14 protein-coding genes are annotated in these 18,342 nt (G+C 71.4%); 5 read left to right on the top strand and 9 right to left on the bottom strand.

What is annotated here, in order from left to right; all coding sequences use genetic code 11:
• Positions 1-151: 151 nt before the first annotated feature.
• Positions 152-1,063: a DMT family transporter gene (locus AC07EQ_RS25780; protein WP_478390454.1), complete on the bottom strand. Its 912-nt coding sequence runs from the start codon at positions 1,061-1,063 to the stop codon at positions 152-154.
• An 82-nt stretch (positions 1,064-1,145) separates the two neighbouring features.
• On the opposite strand from AC07EQ_RS25780, the gene AC07EQ_RS25775 reads away from it, so the two are divergent.
• On the top strand, positions 1,146-2,054 hold the full coding sequence (locus AC07EQ_RS25775) for a LysR family transcriptional regulator (protein WP_478390453.1): 909 nt from the start codon (positions 1,146-1,148) through the stop codon (positions 2,052-2,054).
• Here AC07EQ_RS25775 and AC07EQ_RS25770 read toward each other — a convergent pair.
• The 7 genes from AC07EQ_RS25770 to AC07EQ_RS25740 form a co-directional block, all read right to left on the bottom strand.
• Positions 2,008-2,268 carry a hypothetical protein gene (locus AC07EQ_RS25770; protein ID WP_478390452.1) on the bottom strand — a complete coding sequence of 87 codons (261 nt, stop codon included), beginning with the start codon at positions 2,266-2,268 and terminating at the stop codon, positions 2,008-2,010. The genes AC07EQ_RS25775 and AC07EQ_RS25770 overlap by 47 nt on opposite strands.
• 84 nt (positions 2,269-2,352) lie before the next feature.
• A complete protein-coding gene (locus AC07EQ_RS25765; RefSeq protein WP_478390451.1) occupies positions 2,353-3,192 on the bottom strand; it encodes an endonuclease/exonuclease/phosphatase family protein in 840 nt (279 codons plus the stop codon).
• Between the two features lie 208 nt (positions 3,193-3,400).
• A complete protein-coding gene (locus AC07EQ_RS25760) occupies positions 3,401-4,333 on the bottom strand; it encodes a tellurite resistance/C4-dicarboxylate transporter family protein (protein ID WP_478390450.1) in 933 nt (310 codons plus the stop codon).
• Positions 4,334-4,338: 5 nt separating this feature from the next.
• The gene (narI, locus tag AC07EQ_RS25755; RefSeq protein ID WP_478390449.1) at positions 4,339-5,070 is read right to left on the bottom strand and encodes a respiratory nitrate reductase subunit gamma; all 732 of its coding nucleotides are present in this window, start codon (positions 5,068-5,070) and stop codon (positions 4,339-4,341) included.
• On the bottom strand, positions 5,067-5,684 hold the full coding sequence (gene narJ / locus AC07EQ_RS25750) for a nitrate reductase molybdenum cofactor assembly chaperone (protein ID WP_478390448.1): 618 nt from the start codon (positions 5,682-5,684) through the stop codon (positions 5,067-5,069). The genes narI and narJ overlap by 4 nt, the downstream gene beginning before the upstream one ends.
• Positions 5,681-7,249 carry a nitrate reductase subunit beta gene (gene narH, locus AC07EQ_RS25745; RefSeq protein WP_478390447.1) on the bottom strand — a complete coding sequence of 523 codons (1,569 nt, stop codon included), beginning with the start codon at positions 7,247-7,249 and terminating at the stop codon, positions 5,681-5,683. Before narH ends, narJ begins: the two co-directional genes overlap by 4 nt.
• Positions 7,250-7,274: 25 nt before the next feature.
• Complete coding sequence (locus AC07EQ_RS25740) at positions 7,275-10,994, bottom strand: nitrate reductase subunit alpha (protein WP_478390446.1); 3,720 nt, start codon at positions 10,992-10,994, stop codon at positions 7,275-7,277.
• A 674-nt stretch (positions 10,995-11,668) separates the two neighbouring features.
• On the opposite strand from AC07EQ_RS25740, the gene AC07EQ_RS25735 reads away from it, so the two are divergent.
• On the top strand, positions 11,669-15,058 hold the full coding sequence (locus AC07EQ_RS25735; RefSeq protein ID WP_478390445.1) for an NAD-glutamate dehydrogenase domain-containing protein: 3,390 nt from the start codon (positions 11,669-11,671) through the stop codon (positions 15,056-15,058).
• 17 nt (positions 15,059-15,075) lie between these two features.
• On the opposite strand, the gene AC07EQ_RS25730 is transcribed toward AC07EQ_RS25735, so the two are convergent.
• On the bottom strand, positions 15,076-15,714 hold the full coding sequence (locus AC07EQ_RS25730) for a TetR/AcrR family transcriptional regulator (RefSeq protein WP_478390444.1): 639 nt from the start codon (positions 15,712-15,714) through the stop codon (positions 15,076-15,078).
• 45 nt (positions 15,715-15,759) lie between these two features.
• Here AC07EQ_RS25730 and AC07EQ_RS25725 point away from each other — a divergent pair, with 45 nt between their 5' ends.
• From AC07EQ_RS25725 to AC07EQ_RS25715, 3 genes are all read left to right on the top strand, one after another.
• Positions 15,760-16,623, top strand: a complete 864-nt coding sequence (locus AC07EQ_RS25725; RefSeq protein WP_478390443.1) for a lysostaphin resistance A-like protein — start codon at positions 15,760-15,762, stop codon at positions 16,621-16,623.
• Positions 16,624-16,656: 33 nt separating this feature from the next.
• A complete protein-coding gene (locus AC07EQ_RS25720) occupies positions 16,657-17,508 on the top strand; it encodes a helix-turn-helix transcriptional regulator (RefSeq protein ID WP_478390442.1) in 852 nt (283 codons plus the stop codon).
• 70 nt (positions 17,509-17,578) lie between these two features.
• Positions 17,579-18,337, top strand: a complete 759-nt coding sequence (locus AC07EQ_RS25715) for an SDR family NAD(P)-dependent oxidoreductase (protein ID WP_478390441.1) — start codon at positions 17,579-17,581, stop codon at positions 18,335-18,337.
• Positions 18,338-18,342 lie beyond the last annotated feature (5 nt).

The raw sequence follows: 18,342 nt of genomic DNA, 5'->3' as shown, positions 1-18,342 counted from the left end.
CGTGCGGGGGGGATGTTGAACGGGGGAGCTCCTCGCGCACGCCCCTGGACGCCGTCTTTTTTTGGTTTGTGGGAAGCGGTGTTTTCGCGCGAAACCGGCGCCGCGTCCTCACGAGGGCCGCCGGTTTCGCGCGAAAACGGCGTTCTCGGCGCTAGCCGCGGGAGCGGCGGGCGATGGCGACTCCGACGAGGCAGATCACTCCGCCGATCAGGCCGTATGCCGTCGGGATCTCCGCCAGCAGCAGCCAGGACAGCAGGATCGACACCACCGGTACGGCGTAGCTCGCGGCGCTGAGCCTGCCCGCCGGCATCCGGTGGAGGGCGTAGGCCCACGTCGTGAAGCCGATCGCGGTCGGGAACAGTCCCAAGTAGACGGAGGCGAGGATCGCGCCGGCGGGCGCCGCCTGGAGTTCGGCGATCAGTTGCGGGGTCCACGGCAGGAGCACCGCGGTGGCGACGAGGCAACCGAGCCAGATCGCGATCGTGCCGTCCACCCCGCGAAGCGCGGCCTTCTGGACGAGCACCCCCGCCGCGTACAGGACGGCGGCCAGCACGCAGAGCGCCGCGCCGAGCCAGTCCCGGTCGCCGGAGGAGCCCAGCGCGATGATCGACAGGCCGCCCAGCGCCACCACGGAGCCGGCGACCAGCGCCTTGGGATAGCCCTCGCCGAGGAACAGCCCCGCGCCGAACGCGATCAGCAGGGGCGCGATGTTCACCAGCAGCGCGGCGGTTCCCGCGTCGATGTGCCGCTCGGCGGCGTTGAGGACGACCGTGTACCCGGCGAGCCACAGCACCGCGTACACCGCGATCAGCGTCAGCGTGCGGCGGTTGCGGGGGACCGGCGCGGAGCCGCGATGCCGGACCAGCACCAGGATCGTCAGCGCGGCGGCGGCGACCGCGATCCGGATCAGCGCCATCGGCGCGGGGGAGAGGGTTTCGCCGATGCCGCGGATGGCGACGAACGCCGATGCCCACAGCAGCACGGTCACGATGACGGCCGCGGCGGCCTTGCCGCGTTGTGCCCCGGCCGGGGCGGTTTCGGAGATCTGGAGCTGTCCGGTCACGTCAGCTATCGTCGCCAGCCCGATTGGCAAGGACAAGCGATTAATTCTGCACAATGATTAAGTTCACCTGTACAGTCGGGGGATGCTCGACGTACCTCGGCTCCGCGTGCTGCGGGCGGTTGTCGCAACGGGATCGATCCGCGCGAGCGCGGAGGCGCTCGGCTACACGCCATCGGCGGTCAGCCAGCAGCTCGCCTCGCTGCAGCGCGAGACCGGGCTCCGGCTGTTCGAGAGGGTCGGCCGGGGCATCGAACCGACCGAGGCCGGCCGCACGCTCGCGACCGAGTCGGAACCGCTGTTCCAGGCCCTGAGCCGGGTCGAAGGCGTCGTCGGCGATCTGCGTGCCGGCCGGGTCGGCAGTCTCTCGATCGGCTATTTCGGTTCCGCGGGCGCGACCTGGCTGCCCGCGCTCGTGGCCGCACTGCGCACCGAGTTCCCCGAACTGCGGCTCGACCTGCGGATGACCGACATCGTCGACGCCGAACCCGACATCGACATCTTCGTCGAGTACCCGGACACCGAGCACTCCCAGCTGGTCGACGTGCACTGGCTCATCGACGATCCGTACCTCGCGGTCGTCCGCGACGACGACCCGCTCGCGCAGCGCGCCGAGGTGCCGCTGGCGGAGCTGGCGGAGCGGAGCTGGGTCGACAACGACATCGTCGAGGGCGCCTGCCGCCAGGTGCTCCTCGCGGCCTGCGCGGAGGCAGGTTTCGCCCCGCGGTTCGTCGTGGAGACGCACGACTACCAGACCGCGATCCCCTTCGTGGCAACGGGAATCGGCATCACGGTGATCCCTGTGCTGGGCATCGGAACCCTGCCCGCCGGGCTGTGCTCGGTGCCCGTGGTGTCACCGACCCCGATGCGGCGGATCAGCGTGGCGGTCAAGAAGTCGATCGCGGAGCACCCGGCGGCCGAGCGCACCGTCGAACTGCTCCACGCGCTCACCCTGGAACAGCCATACCGAGCCTCTCCATCCCGGGCCCGGTGAGTTCGGCGGCCACCAGCTCGCCGGGCCCGCCGGGCGCGGCCGGGCGCATCAGCCCCTGGTGCACAAGACGGTGCGCCGTCTGCTGATCGCAGAAGGCCACGCCGTCGATGAACAGATCGGGCTCGCAGCTGCAGGTGATCTTCACCCGCCCCGCGGCCACCGCCTGGAGCGCGGCGCGCTCCCGGTGGTTGAGTTCGAAACGCACGTCGGACATCGCCCCCAGCTCCCTCCCGACGTCGTCGGCGTTCGGGAGCAGAGTCTCCCAACCGCCGCGGCAGGGCGGGAAGAGCAGGAAGGCCTATCCCGCGATGGTCACGAGCACCGGCCGGTGATCGGAGGCCTGCGTGTCGGGCACCTCGGCGCGGGTCGCGCGCAGCCGCCCGGCGAAGGTCACGTAGTCGATCCGCTTCTCGGGCGCCAGAGCGGGGAACGTCAGCCCGCCGCCCGGCCCGTTCGCGGCGGCCCAGCCGTCCCGCATGCGCGCCAGCAGCGGCGCCAGCTCCGGCGCGTCGGGCCCGGCGTTGAAGTCGCCGAGCAGGACCTGCCGGGAGCGTGGCGGATCCTGGTCCAGGATGCGGATCGTCTCGGCGACCTGCGTCCGCCGGACGGCCGGATCGGGCCGGTAGTCGAGGTGCGTCACGTAGACGTGGGTCGGCCCGCCGGGAGTCGCGAGAACGGCTTCGGCGAAGCCGGGCATCGGCTTCGGCACCGGCTCGGGATCCACCGTGGAGAGCCGGGTGATCTCGTGGTTCTCGGCTCGGATGATGGGGAACCGGCTCAGCAGCGCGACGCCGTACCGGCGGCGCTCGGTGCGCCCGGGCTCCGGATCGAGGTCGTAGATGGGCGCGAAGTAGGAGTGCATGCCGGTCATCCGCGCCAGCTGCGCGACCTGGTCGGCGTACCCGCTGCGCGCCGCCCAGTGCACGTCGACCTCCTGCAGGCCGACGACGTCCGCGCCGGCGATGACCTCGGCGGTGCGGGCCAGGTCGAGCCGCCCGTCGGCGCCGATGCCGGTGTGGATGTTGAAGTCGAGGACGTCGATGCCGCGGTGGGGCGCGGCCTGCGCGGCGTGCGGCAGCAGCGAGATCAGCGCTGCGGCGAGGGCGATGACGACATTGCTCCGGCGAGAGGCGGTCACGAGTCGGCAGCATACGAGCTCCCGGTGACGCCGTCATGGATTACGCCTTGCCAGCACGAAAAGCGCCGATCACGGCCGGGAACAGTCTCGTTTGGAGTTTGCGATCGGTGTTTGCGCTGGTCCCGGGGCCGTGAGTCTTTTGGGCTGCCATAGCGACACAAAAGACTCACGGCCGGAGCACCTGCAGGAACGCCGCTCCAGAGGCCGATCACAGGCGAGGCTTCGGCCTTGCGAGGTGGCGAACGGTGCCCCAGGTCGTCAGGCAGAGGACCGCCAGGGCCGGCCACAGGAGGATCCGGGCGGCGTCGGCCATCCACACCATGCCCGTCGCCGTGGCCGTGCCGAAGCTCGCCGCGCACGTCATGCCGAGCGGGAAGACCGTTGCCCAGCGGCGGAAGTCGTAGCGCAGGCGCGGCGCCAGCAGTTCGGCCACCGCCAGCACCACGTACCAGCACATGGTGATCGCCCAGAGCGCGATGCCGATCGCGCGCACCGCGGTGGCGAGCTCGGCCGGTGCGGCCAGCTCCCGCACCGCGGCGTGCAGCTTGGCGACGGCCACCGTGCTGATCGCGAGCGCCCCGCCGGCGACCCATTGGTCACCCGCTCCGCGGGCGACCTGCCGGAAGTCGAACCGGACGAGCACCAGGACGTAGAGCGCCAGGCCGACCGCCGCCGAGATCGCGCAAACCGCGAGCAGGAACGGAGATCGCGCGTCGGCGGCCAGCTGACCGGCCAGCACCGCCAGCGACTGCGTGCCGACGCAGACCAGGAAGCTCACCCCGACCGTCGGGGTGGCCAGGCCGCGCAGCACCCGGGGCATCAGGCCCGACCACAGCAGCGCCGTCAGCACGAGGAAGATCCCGCCGGCGGGCCAGCCGTGCAGGACCAGGGCGAGTCCGAGGACACCGGTCCCGGCGACGCACGTCAGGGCGCCGGGCCGGCCGGCCTCCGACCTCCATCGCTCGTTGTCGAAGACCAACCGCGCCAGGAACGCCGCGCCCAGCAGTGCCCACAGCACCGCGGCCACCGCGAGCAGCACCGCCGACAGCACGGGGAAACCCGCCAGGTGGCCGGCGACCGACATCACCCCGAGGCCCATCACCGCCGCGCCGGATTCGGGCGGCACGCGCTGCCAGATCATCCGCGCTACAGCCGCTGCCAGCCGCGCGGCGCCTGCCTGGTGCCCACGCGGTCGCCGCTGCGGCTGCGGTAGACCACGTAGGGGCGGAACAGGTAGTGCACCGGTGCGCTGAAGGCGTGCACGAGCCGGCCGAACGGCCACAGCGCGAACAGGGCGAGGCCGAGCAGCGCGTGCAGCCGGTAGTCCAGCGGTGCGTGCGCCATCAGCTCCGGGTGCGGCTGCAGCAGGAAGATCCCGCGGAACCACGGCCCGATCGTTTCGCGGTAGTCGTACGTGCCGCGCACGCCGTTGTCGATGACGGTCGTCCACAGGCCGAGGCAGATCGTGGCCGTCAAAGCGGTGTAGGTGAACAGGTCGCTGCGGCTGGTCGAGGCGCGCACCGCGTGGTTGCGCAGGCGCCGCCACAGCAGGACCAGCAGCCCGGCCAGCGCCGCGCAGCCCGCGAACGTGCCCATGCCCAGCGACACCAGGTGGTAGTTCGACTCCGTCACGCCGAACAGCTCGGTGAGCCACTTCGGCACCACCAGGCCGAGCACGTGCCCGCCGACGACGAACAGCAGTCCGTAGTGGAACAACGGGCTGCCGATCCGCAGCAGGCGGGACTCGTGCAGCTGGCTGGACCGGGTCGTCCAGCCGAACTTGTCGTACCGGTACCGCCACACCGCGCCGCCGACGAACACGGCGAGCACGACGTACGGCAGCACGGCCCACAGCACCACATCGATCGGGCTGGTCATCGGCGGCCTTCCTGGAGGGTGAGCGAAAAGGGCTGCAGACCGACCTGCTCGGTCGGCGGTTGCGCGGGAACGACGTCGCGTTCGCGCTGCTGGGGCACGACGTCGAGCACGGCCTGCACGGCCGCGGCGTAGGGCGTGCCGAGCTCGGCCAGCTTGCGGTGCAGCACCTCGATCGCCGGCCGGAACCGGCCGAGCAGGCGCTCGCCTTCGCGCCGCTCGGCGGCCGAGAACTCCAGCAGCGCGGGCAGGTAGTCCGGCAGCTCACCGCCGCCGACGCGGTAGCCGTGCGAGCGGTAGACGCCCGCCAGTTCGGCCAGCGCGCCGCCGCGCAACCGGGTGTCGCCGTGCACGTACCAGGTCAGGTACAGGCCGCGGCGGGGGCTGACGTCGAACACCTCGACGTAGTGCTGCTCGGCCTCCTGCGCCGGTGTTCCCGCGAGGTGATCCAGGATGCGGCGCAGGTGCTGCGCCGGGTCGGTTCCGGCGATCTCGCCGAGGGCTTCCCGCAGCAGGCCCATCCGCCCAGCCAGCTCGGCGTCGGGGTAGTGCAGGCACCACGCGGCGATCTGGCGCACCAGCGCGCGCGACCGGGCGTCCAGTCGGCGGCGCCTCACGACTTCTCCCCGCGCAGCGTCGGGAACATGCCCTCCGGACGCCCGCCCTCGTCCCACACGACCAGGTCGGTGCTGCCCGAGCGCAGGCCACCCATGCCGGGGCCGCCGTCGGTGTCCAGGCTGCACGTCGTCGCCAGCGCCTCCAGCTCGTGCGCGTCGCCGATGCCCGCGGTCGGGATGACGTAGCGGTCGTCGTACTTCGCGATGGCCAGCAGCCGGTACATCGACCGCAGCTCCGCGGTGTCCAGCCCGGCCGCCCGGACCGGCCCCTCGTCCGGCGGCTCGTCCAGGTTCACCGACCGCATGTAGGAGCGCATCGCCGCGAGCTTCCGCAGGGAGTCGCGCACCGGGCCGATGTCGCCCGCGGTGAACAGCTCGGCCAGGTACTCGATCGGGATGCGCAGCGCGTCGATGGCGCCGAAGAGGTTCCCGGCGTCCTCGCCGTCGAACCCGGTCTCGGCGACGGCGTCCACCACCGGCGACAGCGGCGGGATGTACCAGACCATCGGCATGGTGCGGTATTCCGGGTGCAGCGGCAGCGCGACGCGGTAGCGGCAGATCAGGTCGTAGACCGGGGAGCGCCGCGCCGCCTGGACCCAGTCGTGCGGGATGCCCGCCCGCTCGGCCGCCGCCACCACCTCCGGATCGTCCGGGTCGAGGAAGAGATCGCGCTGCGCCGGGTAGAGCCGGTGCTCGTCGGTCACCGCCGCCGCCTCGCCGACCCGGTCGGCGTCGTAGAGCAGCACGCCGATGTAGCGCAGCCGCCCGACGCAGGTCTCCGAGCAGATCGTCGGCTGGCCGACCTCGATCCTCGGGTAGCAGAAGGTGCACTTCTCGGCTTTGCCGGTCTTGTGGTTGAAGTAGACCTTCTTGTACGGGCAGCCGGAAACGCACATCCGCCAGCCGCGGCAGCGGTCCTGGTCGACGAGCACGATGCCGTCCTCGGCGCGCTTGTACATCGCGCCGGACGGGCAGGACGCGACGCAGGACGGGTTGAGGCAGTGCTCGCAGATCCGCGGCAGGTAGAACAGGAACGACTGCTCGAACTCGAACCGGATGCGGGTGCCCAGCTCGGTGCGCAGCTTCGCCACCACCGGATCCGCCTCGCCGTGCTCGGGCGTGCCGCCCAGCGAGTCCTCCCAGTTCGGTCCCCATTGGACGCTCGTCGGGCGCCCGGTGATCGCCGAGTTGGGGCGGGCCACCGGGGTGTCGTCGCCCAGCGGCGCTTCGAGCAGCATCCGGTAGTCGTAGGTCCAGGGCTGGTAGTAGTCGTCGAGCTCCGGCAGGTCCGGGTTGGCGAACAGCGTCGCGAGCTTGCGCAGCCGCCCGCCGCCGCGCAGCTTCAGCCGGCCGCGGCGGTCGAGCTCCCAGCCGCCGCGCCACTGCCGCTGGTCCTCGTAGCGGCGCGGATATCCTTGCCCGGGGCGGGTTTCCACGTTGTTGAACCAGACGTACTCGACGCCGCCCCGGTTGGTCCAGGTCTGCTTGCAGGTGACCGAGCAGGTGTGGCACCCGATGCACTTGTCCAGGTTCATCACCATGGCCAGTTGTGCCATGACGCGCATCAGTACTCCTTTTCGACGCTTCGCGTCAGTACTCCACGGCCTGGTTGCGGCGGCGGATGACGGTGATCTCGTCGCGCTGGTTCCCGGTGGGACCGTGGTAGTTCAGCGCGAAGGACTGCTGCGCGTAGCCGCCGATGAGGTGCGTCGGCTTGATCTGCACGCGGGTCAGCGAGTTGTGGATGCCGCCGCGCCGGCCGGTGGTCTCGCTCTTCGGCACGTTCACCGTCCGGTCCTGCGCGTGGTACATGAACACGGTGCCGGTGGGCATCCGGTGCGAAACGACCGCGCGGGCGACCACGACGCCGTTGCGGTTGGCGGCCTCCACCCAGTCGTTGTCGGCGACTCCGATGGCCGCGGCGTCCGCCGGGCTCATCCAGACCGTCGGCCCGCCCCGGGACAGCGTCAGCATGATCGGGTTGTCCTGGTACTCGCTGTGGATCGACCACTTCGAGTGCGGCGTCAGGTACCGCACCACGACCTCGGCGGTGCCGCCCGGGCCGAGCCGGGGTTCGCCGGCCAGGCGGTGCAGGTCCAGCGGCGGCCGGTACAGCGGCAACTGCTCGCCGAGCTCGGCCATCCAGTCGTGGTCCAGGAAGAAGTGCTGGCGACCGGTGAGGGTGTGCCAGGGCTTGAGCTGTTCGACGTTGATGGTGAACGGCGAGTAGCGCCGCCCGCCGGACTCGTCGCCGGACCACTCCGGGCTGGTGACCACCGGCACCGGCCGGGACCTGGTGTCGGCGAAGGTCACCCGGTGTCCGGTGTGGTGGGTCGAGATGTGCGTCAGGTCGCGGCCGACCCGCTCTTCCAGCACCCGGAATCCCTCGTTGGCCAGTCGGCCGTTGGTGGTGCCGGACAGCGCGAGGATGGCGTCGGCGGCCCGGCGGTCGGTGTCCAGCCGCGGGCGGCCGGCGGCCGGTCCGCCGGACGCGACCCCGTTGGCCTCGGCCAGCCACGCCAGCTCCGGTCCGACCTCGACGGTGTAGCCCTTGGTCGTGGTGCCGAGCTTGTCCAGCAGCGGGCCGACCGCGCCGAGTTTCGCGGCCACCGCGGGATAATCGCGTTCGACGACGGTGAGCGTCGGCATGGTGCGGCCGGGAACCGGGTCGACGTCGCCGCTGCGCCAATCGCGCAGCACGCCGCCGGGTTGGGCCGCCTCGCCCGGGGTGTCGTGGCCGAGCGCGGTCGCCACCACGTCCCGCCGGACGCCGAGGTGCCGTTCGGCGAGCCCGCTGAACTTCGCGGCGATGGCGTGGAACGCGTCGAAGTCGGTGCGGCACTGCCACGGCGGGTCGACGGCGGCGTTGAAGGAGTGCACGTACGGGTGCATGTCCGTCGAGGACAGGTCGTGCTTCTCGTACCAGGTGGCGGCGGGCAGCACGACGTCGGAGAACAGCGTGGTGCTGGTCATCCGGAAGTCCAGCGACAGCAGCAGGTCCAGCTTGCCCTCGGCCGCCTCGGCGCGGTGCACCTCGGCGGGCGGCTGTGCGGGCTCGGTCGAGCGCGCCGCCGCATCGGTGCCCAGCAGGTGCTTGAGGAAGAACTCGTTGCCCTTGGCCGACGAGCCCAGCAGGTTGGAGCGCCACACCGTCAGCACCCGCGGCCAGTTCGCCGGCGCGTCCGGGTCCTCGCCCGCGAAACCGAGCCGGCCCTCCCGCAGCTCCCGCACGACGTGCTCGACGGGTTCGAGCCCGGCGGCCTCGGCCTCGTCGGCGAGGTCCAGCGGATTGCGGTCGAAGGTGGGATAGGACGGCATCCAGCCCGCGCGAGTCGAGCGGGCGAGGCAGTCGGCGGCCGTCGCGCCGGCCAGCGTCCCGGCCGCGCCGGGCCAGGCGAGGGCGTCCGCGGTGAGCCCGTCGTAGCGCCACTGCCCGGTGTGCAGGTAGAACCAGGCGGTGCCGATCATCTGGCGGGGCGGGCGCTGCCAGTCCGCCGCGGACGCCAGCGTGGCCCAGCCGGTCAGCGGCCGGACCTTCTCCTGACCGACGTAGTGCGCCCAGCCGCCGCCGTTGCGGCCCTGGCAGCCGGTGAGCATCAGCAGGGTCAGGAACGTCCGGTACACCTCGTCGGAGTGGAACCAGTGGTTGGTGCCCGCGCCCATGAGGATCATGCACCGGCCCTTGGAGCGGATCGCGGTGTCGGCGAACTCGCGGGCGATCCGCGCAGCCCGCGCGGCGGGCACCGAGGTGATCTGCTCCTGCCAGGCGGGCGTGCCGGGCTGGTCCGCGTCGTCGTAGCCGGTCGGCCAGCTGCCGGGCAGGCCCTCGCGGCCGACCCCGTACTGCGCGAGCAGCAGGTCGAAGACCGTCGTCACCAGCGGGCCGTCCGGGCGCAGCCGGGTCGCCGGGACGCCGCGGGTGACCGCCGCGCCGGTGCCGTCCGGGGCGTCGAAGCGGGGCAGCATCACCTCGACCGCTTCGGCGTCGTGGCCGTGCAGGCTCAGCCGCGGGGTCACGGTGCCGAGGTCGAGGTTCCACCGCCCGGTTTCGCCGTCGTTCCAGCGGAATCCCATGGATCCGTTGGGCACCACGGGTTCGCCGGTCGCGTCGTCGAGGAGCACCGTCTTCCACTCCTCGTGCCCGCCTTCGCGGCCGAGGTCGGCGGCGGTGACGAACTTGCCCGGCACGAGTCCGCCGCCGCGCTCGACGAGGCTGACCAGGAACGGCAGATCGGTGTAGCGCCGCACGTAGTCGGTGAAGAACGGTGTCGGGTCGTCGACGAAGAACTCCTTGAGCACCACGTGCCCCATCGCCACCGCCAGCGCCGCGTCGGTTCCTGGGTGCGGCGCGAGCCATTCGTCGGCGAACTTGGTGTTGTCGGCGTAGTCGGGCGAGACGACCACGACCTTCTGGCCCCGGTAGCGGGCCTCGGTCATCCAGTGCGCGTCCGGGGTGCGGGTCACCGGCACGTTGGAGCCCCACATCATCAGGTACGCGGCGTCCCACCAGTCGGCGGACTCGGGCACGTCGGTCTGGTCGCCGAACACCTGTGGCGAGGCGACCGGCAGATCCGCGTACCAGTCGTAGAACGACAGCATCGGCGCGCCGATCAGCGCCATGAACCGCGAGCCGACCGCGTGCGAGACCATCGACATCGCCGGGATCGGGGAGAAACCGGCGATCCGGTCCGGGCCGTGCGCGGCGATGGTGTGCACGTACGCGGCGGCGATCATCTCGACCGCCTCGTCCCAGGTGATGCGGACCAGCCCGCCCTTGCCTCGCGCCCGCTGGTAGCGCGCCCGACGCTCCGGATCATCCACTATGGACTTCCAGGCGGCGACCGGCTCGCCGGTCTCCCGCCGGGCCTGGCGGTACATCTCCACCAGCACGCCGCGGGCGTGCGGGAAGCGGATGCGGGTGGGGGAGTAGGAGTACCACGAGAACGAGGCGCCGCGCGGGCAGCCGCGCGGTTCGTACTCGGGCCGGTCCGGGCCGACGCTCGGGTAGTCGGTGTCCTGCGCCTCCCAGGTGATGATGCCGTCCTTGACGTACACGTTCCACCGGCAGGAGCCGGTGCAGTTCACGCCGTGCGTGGAGGGCACCACCTTGTCGTGGCTCCACCGGTCGCGGTAGAAGGCGTCGCCCTCGCGGCCGCCCCTGCGGTACACCGCGCGCAGGTCCGCGGAGGTGTCCGCTTTGGACACCAGGCGGCCCAGTCTCAGCAGTGCGTCACCGGCGGTGCCTTCCGTCCGGTCTTCGGGGAATCGTCCGGGTGCTCCTTCGGCATCCCGGATCGGTGCTGCGCACATGGTCACTTCTCCCGGTCTCGCGGAGAAACGTCGCGGCGAATGCCGCGTTGGTCCGCGATCACAACTTAGGGTCGCGCTATCCGCCGCGCATCGTCATTAAGTATGGGAAACTTCACACGCTTTAATTGCGAAAAAATCTCGGTGACCGTTTTGCGTGACTGTGGTTATCGAACTTCTTTTGTCCAATTTGTCGGTGAATTGGTATTTCTTCAAATCCTCATGAACAGCGGTTTCATGCTAATGGGCGACCTGTCACTGGTATATACCAGGAATTTTTACATTGTTTTAGAAAACCTTGAGAGATTCTCGATCGGCTCGATGTCGGCGGCATGTCCTTTTGATCTACGGGCCGACCGCTATTCGGCTCAAGTGAACTACCATTAGTCATCGATCAATCGGAGGAGTCGGCCGGGGAGGGCCTGATCGCGGGTCGCGCCGGTGTCCGGGCGCGCTTCTGCGGCGCCGCTCGGCCGGCGCAGTGGGGTTGATCCGTTCGGCGGGCCGGGGCCTGCCCGGAGCCGTCCGATGTGGATGAACAGGCCCGCGGGTGCGCGAGCGTCGGCAGGGGCTGCCGTGGCGGGTGGTGTCCGGCGCGGTGTGGGCCCGGTGGCGGCGGCCTAGACTCGGGCCAGGACCGTCGATGCGGCCCTCGTTTCGTCGAGGGGGTGGTGGCGGTGGTCGTTCCCACGACCGAGTCGTGGCAGGACGAGCTCCGCGTCCAGCTGGCGGATCGGTACGGCTCCGCCGAAGGGCGCCGGCTGTTCGCCCGGTACGCGGAGGCGTTTCCCGCCGGGTACCAGGACGTGTTCTCCGCGGCCCAGGCCGCCCTGGACGTCGGCGCGCTGGAGGAGTTCCAGCCCGATGCCGGGCCCCGGCTGACGATGCTGCCGCTGCTGGGTTCCGGCGCGAACGCCCGGTTCGCGCTGCTGTGGTCGAGCCCGCGTCCGGCGCTGCTCGCCGACGTGTTCCCGGTGCTGGAGAACATGGGCCTGCGCATCGCCGACCACCGGCCGTTCGACGTGCGCCCGGCGGGCCGCGGCGCTGTCCGGGTCGAGGAGTTCGAGCTGCTGCCGAGGGATTCCGCGCTGCTGGCCGACCCGGTGGCCCGGGACCTGGTGGCGGCCGCGTTCACCGCGGTGTGGTGCGGGGACGCGGAGGACGACGGCTTCAACCAGCTCGTGCTGAAGGCCGGGATCGGCTGGCGGGACGTGGTGCTGCTGCGCGCGATCCACGCGTACCTGCGGCAGGGCGGCGTCACGTTCAGCCGGTCGTACGTGGAGCGCACGCTGCTCACGCACCGCGAGGTGACCAGGCTGCTGGTGGCGCTGTTCCGGACCCGCTTCGACCCGGCGGTCGCCGACCCCGGACGGCAGGCCGCGCTGGACTCCCGCGTCGAGGCGGCGCTCAACGCGGTGGTGCACCTCAACGAGGACCGGGTGCTGCGCGCCGTGCGGACCGTGGTGCTCGCGGCGGTGCGGACCAACTTCTTCCAGCGCGGGCGCGACGGCCGTGCCAAGCCGCGCCTGACGCTCAAGCTCGACCCGGACAAGCTGCCCTTCCTACCCGAGCCCCGGCCCGCCGTGGAAACGTTCGTCTACTCGCCGCGCGTGGTGGGCGTGCACCTGCGCGCGGCGAAGGTGGCCCGCGGCGGCATCCGCTGGTCGGACCGGCCGGAGGACTTCCGCGCGGAGGTGCTGGGCCTCCTGCAGGCGCAGATGGTCAAGAACGCGGTCATCGTGCCGCAGGGCGCCAAGGGCGTGTTCGTCGTCAAACGACCGCCGCCGAGCACCGACCCGGAGGCCGTGGCCGCGGAAGTGCGCGACTGCTACACGATGTTCGTCCGCGGGCTGCTCGACGTCACCGACAACCGCCGCGGCGACGCGGTGCTCCGGCCCGCGGACACGGTCTGCCACGACTCCGACGACCCGTACCTGGTGGTGGCCGCGGACAAGGGCACCGCGGCGTTCTCCGACCTGGCGAACTCGATCGCCGCGGAGTACGGGTTCTGGCTGGGCGACGCGTTCGCGTCGGGCGGTTCGCGCGGCTACGACCACAAGGAGATGGCCATCACGGCGCGCGGCGCCTGGGAATCGGTGCGCCGCCACTTCGGCGAGCTGGGCGTGGACCCGGAGCGTGACGAGTTCACCGCGGCCGGGATCGGCGACATGTCCGGCGACGTGTTCGGCAACGCGATGCTGTTGTCGCGCACCGTGAAACTGGTCGCCGCCTTCGACCACCGGCACATCTTCCTCGACCCCGCGCCGGACCCGTCGGCGTCCTGGACCGAGCGCCGCCGGCTGTCCGGCCTGCCGCGCTCCTCGTGGGCGGACTACGATCCGACGCTGATCTCGCCCGGCGGCGGGGTGTTCGCCCGCAGCGCGAAGTCGGTCCCGCTGACCGCGCAGGTCCGGCGCGTCCTCGACGTCGACGTGGCATCGCTGCCCGCCGACGAGCTCATCCGGGCGATCCTGCGGGCGCCGGTCGACCTGCTGTTCAACGGCGGCATCGGCACCTACGTCAAGGCCGCCGCGGAGTCGAACGCACAGGTCGGCGACAGGGCGAACGAGGGTGCCAGGGTCGACGCGGAGCAGGTGCGGGCGCGGGTGGTCGCCGAGGGCGGCAACCTCGGGTTCACCCAACCCGCCCGGATCGTGTTCGCCCTGCGCGGCGGCCGCATCAACACCGACTTCATCGACAACTCGGCAGGCGTCGACATCTCCGACCGCGAGGTGAACCTCAAGATCCTGCTGGACTCGGCCGGTGGGATCCCGTCGCAGCGCCGCGATCGGCTGCTCGCCGAAATCGACGCCGAGGTCGCCGAGCAGGTGTTGGCCGACAACTACCGGCAGGCGCAGTCCATCAGCGTCAGCGAAGCGCTCGGCCAGAACACCCTGGACCGGAACCTGCAGCTGATGCGATTCCTGGAGGGGGAGGGCTTCCTCGACCGGGCGCTGGAGTCGCTGCCGGACGACGACGTCATCGCCCAACGGCGGGCCCTGGGGCTGGGATTGACCCGGCCGGAGCTGGCCATGCTGCTCGCGCACAGCAAGAACCAGTTCCACCGGATGGTGCTCGATTCGGCGGTGCCGGACGATCCGCACGTGATGGCCGGGACCGTCGAGTACCTGCCCGCGGCGCTGCGCACCGAGTTCGCCGACGAGATCCAGGCCCACCCGCTGCGCCGGGAGATCGCCACGACCGTGCTGGCCAACGAGATGATCAACCGGCTGGGATCGGGGGTGCTGCGCCGCCTGATGCAGCTCACCGGTGACCTCAGCGCGCCGTTCCGGGTCTACGTCGCGACGCGCGACCTGCTGGACCTGCCCGCGATTTGGGCGGAGATCGACGCCCTGGAGCTGCCCCGGCACGCTCATGCCCAGTTGCGGCTGCTGGGTGCGGTCCGCGAGGTCGTCGAGCAGGTGGCGCTGTGGTTGCTGCGCAACCGCCGGGAGATCGACACGGCGGCCGAGGTACGGCGGTTCCGGCCGGCGATGCTGCGGCTGGCCCACGCCCTGCGCGGCCGGCTCACCGGACGGGAGCGGCGGCGGGTGGAGCGGGCGATCGCCGCGCTGGCCGGGACGGGCGTCCCGGAGCGGCTGTGCGAGCGGGTCTTCGTGCTCGACCCGCTGTGCTCGGGCATGGACATCGCGGAGATCTCGTGGGCATCCGGCCGCGACCTGGAGTGGACGGCCGGGGTGTACTTCGCGCTGGGCGAGCGGCTCGACCTCGACTGGCTGAAGGAACAGGCGGCGGAGCAGGCGAGCGACTCGCACTGGACCATGCTGGCCAAGGCATCGCTGCGCGACGACCTGCTCACCCAGCGCCGCAGGCTCACCGCCGCCGCGCTGCACGGCACGGACGAATCGACGCCACCGGGCCGGCTCGTCGACGCCTGGCTGGACGGCAACCCCGACCACGTCCGGATGTACCGGGAGACCTTCGTGCTGCTGAAGGATGCCGCGGAGCCGGACGTGTCGATGCTGTCGGTCGCCCTCCAGGAACTGCGCAACCTGGCCCAGAGCGGCGGCGGCAACGCGGCCGAACTCGACGGCCTCGCGGGCTGACGGTCTCTTGTGGACGCTCAGCTCTTCCGGGATTCCGCCCGCGCGGAGCCGGAAACGAGCTCCAGCTCAGCGCGGAGCATGCGGCGCACCGCGGCGGCCGGAAGTTCGCGCGGATAGGTCGCGGCCTGCAACGTCAGGCCGTCCACGAAGATGTGCAGGTGCCTGGCCCACCGCTCCAGCCGGGCGTCGGGGAGCTCGTCGCCGATCGCGACCGGGGGCGGCACGGCGCAGCAGTCCGCGACCGCGATCCGGCAGACGTGCCGTTCGCCCTCCCACGCCGTCTTGCGCAGCCCGTCGAGCGAGCGGTCGACGCGCGCCCGCATCAGGCAGGCCGACCACACGTCCACCTCCACGCGGCGCTCGTCGTCGAGGGGGAGGAGCTCCTCCAGCAGCAGCTGAGCCCGCCGCATGCCGGGCTGTTCGTCGCGCCGATGCCGGGCGAGGCGTGCGCCGGCGTTGGTGGCCACCGCTTCCGCCGCGAAGCGGAGCAGTCCCCGCTGGCTGTCGAAGTAGTGCCGCAGCCCGCCGATGGAGACGCCGGCCTCGTCGGCGACCTTCCGCACCGTGGCGCCTTCGATGCCGTCGCGGCTGATCACGGCCCACACGGCGCGGGCGAGTTCGGCGCGCCGCTGGTCGTGGTCGACGAGCTTCGGCATGCCGTTTTTATAGCACAGTTGTGCTGTTTCCGTTAAAGTACAACTGTGCTAAATAAATCGAGGCGGATTGCCGCGCCCGGCGGGACGGTCGTGCTCGTCGTGGGGCTGGCCGTGTTCGCCGGGTCGGTCCTCCTGCTGTTCCTGACCGGCAACACCGGCATCAGGTTCTCGGCCGACCACCACGACACCATTCCGCTCTGGCACCGGTGGATCCCGGTGCTCGTCGGCATCGTGCTCGTCCGGCTGGTTCCGCCGGACGTCCAGCGTGCGCCGACCGGACTGTCCGCGGCAGCGGGGAAAACGCTCCGCATCGAGGCGTCGGTTCTCACGGCTGCCGCTGTGCTCTTCGCCGTGCTGCTCTGGTCGGCCGGGGGCGGCGAACCGGCGCACCTGGTGCTGAAGCTGGTGTTGCTGCTCGTCGTTCCGGCGGTGACCTTCCGGGTGCTGCGCCGCAGCGGTGCGGAACTCCGGCAGTCGTGGCGTGGTTGGGGCCCGCTGATCCCGGTGGTGGCCTGGCTCGTGCTCAGCTACACGGGTCCGCTGGCGATGCCGCCGAGCGACTTCGCGTTCACCGTCGACCTCGTCACGCTGATCGTCACGGTCCTCGTGGTCTTCCTGGTGAACAGCTTCCTCGAAGAGGTCTTCTACCGGCGGTGGCTGCAGAGCAGGTGGGAGATCCTGCTCGGCCGGTGGGCCGCGATCGTGCTCGCGTCGCTGCTCTGGGCGGCGTGGCACATCGCCATCCAGGGCACCGGCGATCTGCCCGTCGACCTCGCGTCCGCGGTTGCCAACCAAGGCGTCCTGGGACTGTTCCTCGGGTACATGTGGAGCAAGTACCGTCTGATGTGGCCGATCCTCGTCGTCCACGGCGCGACCAACGCGGCCCCGATCCTGCTCGGCCTGCTCTGACGCCGGGAAACGACCCGGTCCTAGCATGGGCGGATGGATGTTTCGCGGCTTCCCGCAGCAGCCCGCCGGCGGCGCAGCACCGAGATGCGGGAGTTCCTGCGTTCGCGGCGGGCTCGCCTGACCCCCGAGGACGTGGGGATGCCCGCCGGGCGCGGACGGCGCACGCCGGGGCTGCGCCGCGAGGAGGTCGCCGTGCTCGCCGGCGTCGGCGCGTCCTGGTACACCTGGCTGGAACAGGGCCGCGAGATCAACGTGTCGGCCGAGGTGCTGGACGCCATCGCGCGGGTGCTGCGGCTCGACATCGCCGAGCGCGAACACCTCTACCTGCTGGCGGGGCTCAACCCGCCGCAGGCGCCGCCGGTGGACCGGCAGGTCGCGCCCGAGCTGCGGCGGGTGATCGACGGCTGGCTGCCGCGCCCCGCCTACGCCATCGACCGGCACTGGAACCTCGTCGCCGTCAACCGCGCCGCAGAAGCGGTGTTCGGGTACGGCCGGACCGATCACAACTGCCTGGTCAGCTTCTTCACCAACGCCCGCTACCGGGCCGCGATCTGCCACTGGGAGGACGCGGCGCGGCAGATCGTCGGCCAGTTCCGGGCGGATGCCGCGCGCTACCCGGACGACCCGGAGTTCGGCCGGTTGGCCGAGGACATGTGCGCGGTGAGCGCCGCGTTCGCCGACATCTGGGCGGAGCACGGGATCGGCAGCGCGACCCAAGGGATCAAGGTCGTCGACCACCCGGCGGTCGGGGAGTTGGTCTTCGAGTACAACTCGCTGCCGCTGCCCGATCGGCCGGGACACCGGCTGCTGCTGCACACGCCGAAGCCGGACACCGGCACCGAGGCCCGGCTGGCGGAGCTGCTGGCCGAACCGGCGGCGCGCTGAGACTGGTGGTGCCAGACCCAGGCTCGGCCGACACTCCCGGGAGCGCTTGCGCCACCTGAGGATCGTTGGCATGCAGCGATTCACCAACAAGACGGTCCTGATCACCGGCGGCGCCAGCGGCATGGGGCTCGCCACCGCACGCCGGCTCCTCGACGAAGGCGCGTACGTCGCCATCAGCGGTCGAGACCAGGCGCGCCTGGACGCCGCCGCAGCCGGGCTCGACGCGGAGCGGCTGCTCGCCGTCCGCGCCGATGTGACCTCGCAGGACGACCTGGACCTCCTCATGCGGCGGATCGAGACGTGGCGCGGCGGGCTGGACGCGGTGTTCGCCAATGCCGGCGTCGGGATCTTCAAGCCGAGCACCGAGCTCACCGAGGCCGACTTCGACCGCACCGTCGACGTCAACTTCAAGGGCGTCTTCTTCACCATCCGCAAGGCGCTGCCGCTGATGCGCGACGGCGGCGCGATCGTCATCAACGCCTCCTGGACCTTGCAGCGCGGCCTGCCCATCGCCTCGATCTACTCCGCGACCAAGGCCGCGGTGCACAACCTCGCTCGCACGCTGGGCGCCGACCTCGCGCCGCGCGGCATCCGGGTCAACTCGGTCAGCCCCGGTTACATCGACACGGAGATGTACCGGGCCGCGAACCAGGATCCCGAAGCCGAGGCGCGCAACGCCGCCGAGGTGCCGCTGGGTTCGCTCGGCCACCCGGACGACGTGGCGGCGGCGGTGGCGTTCCTCGCCTCCGACGATGCCGCCTACATCACCGGCCAGGATCTCCTCGTCGACGGCGGCCTCGTGGGCTCGTTCCCCGTCGCGCGCAACTGATCGTG

This window comes from Saccharopolyspora sp. NPDC045839, assembly GCF_056431645.1.
This window is presented reverse-complemented; position numbering and strand designations above follow the sequence as displayed.

What these genes read in the sequence shown, in the direction of transcription:
- AC07EQ_RS25775 (WP_478390453.1), top strand. Translation starts at nt 1,146, where the DNA reads ATGCTCGACGTACCTCGGCTCCGCGTGCTGCGGGCGGTTGTCGCAACG.
- AC07EQ_RS25770 (WP_478390452.1), bottom strand. Translation starts at nt 2,268, where the DNA reads ATGTCCGACGTGCGTTTCGAACTCAACCACCGGGAGCGCGCCGCGCTC.
- AC07EQ_RS25760 (WP_478390450.1), bottom strand. Translation starts at nt 4,333, where the DNA reads ATGATCTGGCAGCGCGTGCCGCCCGAATCCGGCGCGGCGGTGATGGGC.
- narI (WP_478390449.1), bottom strand. Translation starts at nt 5,070, where the DNA reads ATGACCAGCCCGATCGATGTGGTGCTGTGGGCCGTGCTGCCGTACGTC.
- narH (WP_478390447.1), bottom strand. Translation starts at nt 7,249, where the DNA reads ATGCGCGTCATGGCACAACTGGCCATGGTGATGAACCTGGACAAGTGC.
- AC07EQ_RS25740 (WP_478390446.1), bottom strand. Translation starts at nt 10,994, where the DNA reads ATGTGCGCAGCACCGATCCGGGATGCCGAAGGAGCACCCGGACGATTC.
- AC07EQ_RS25730 (WP_478390444.1), bottom strand. Translation starts at nt 15,714, where the DNA reads ATGCCGAAGCTCGTCGACCACGACCAGCGGCGCGCCGAACTCGCCCGC.
- AC07EQ_RS25720 (WP_478390442.1), top strand. Translation starts at nt 16,657, where the DNA reads ATGGATGTTTCGCGGCTTCCCGCAGCAGCCCGCCGGCGGCGCAGCACC.
- AC07EQ_RS25715 (WP_478390441.1), top strand. Translation starts at nt 17,579, where the DNA reads ATGCAGCGATTCACCAACAAGACGGTCCTGATCACCGGCGGCGCCAGC.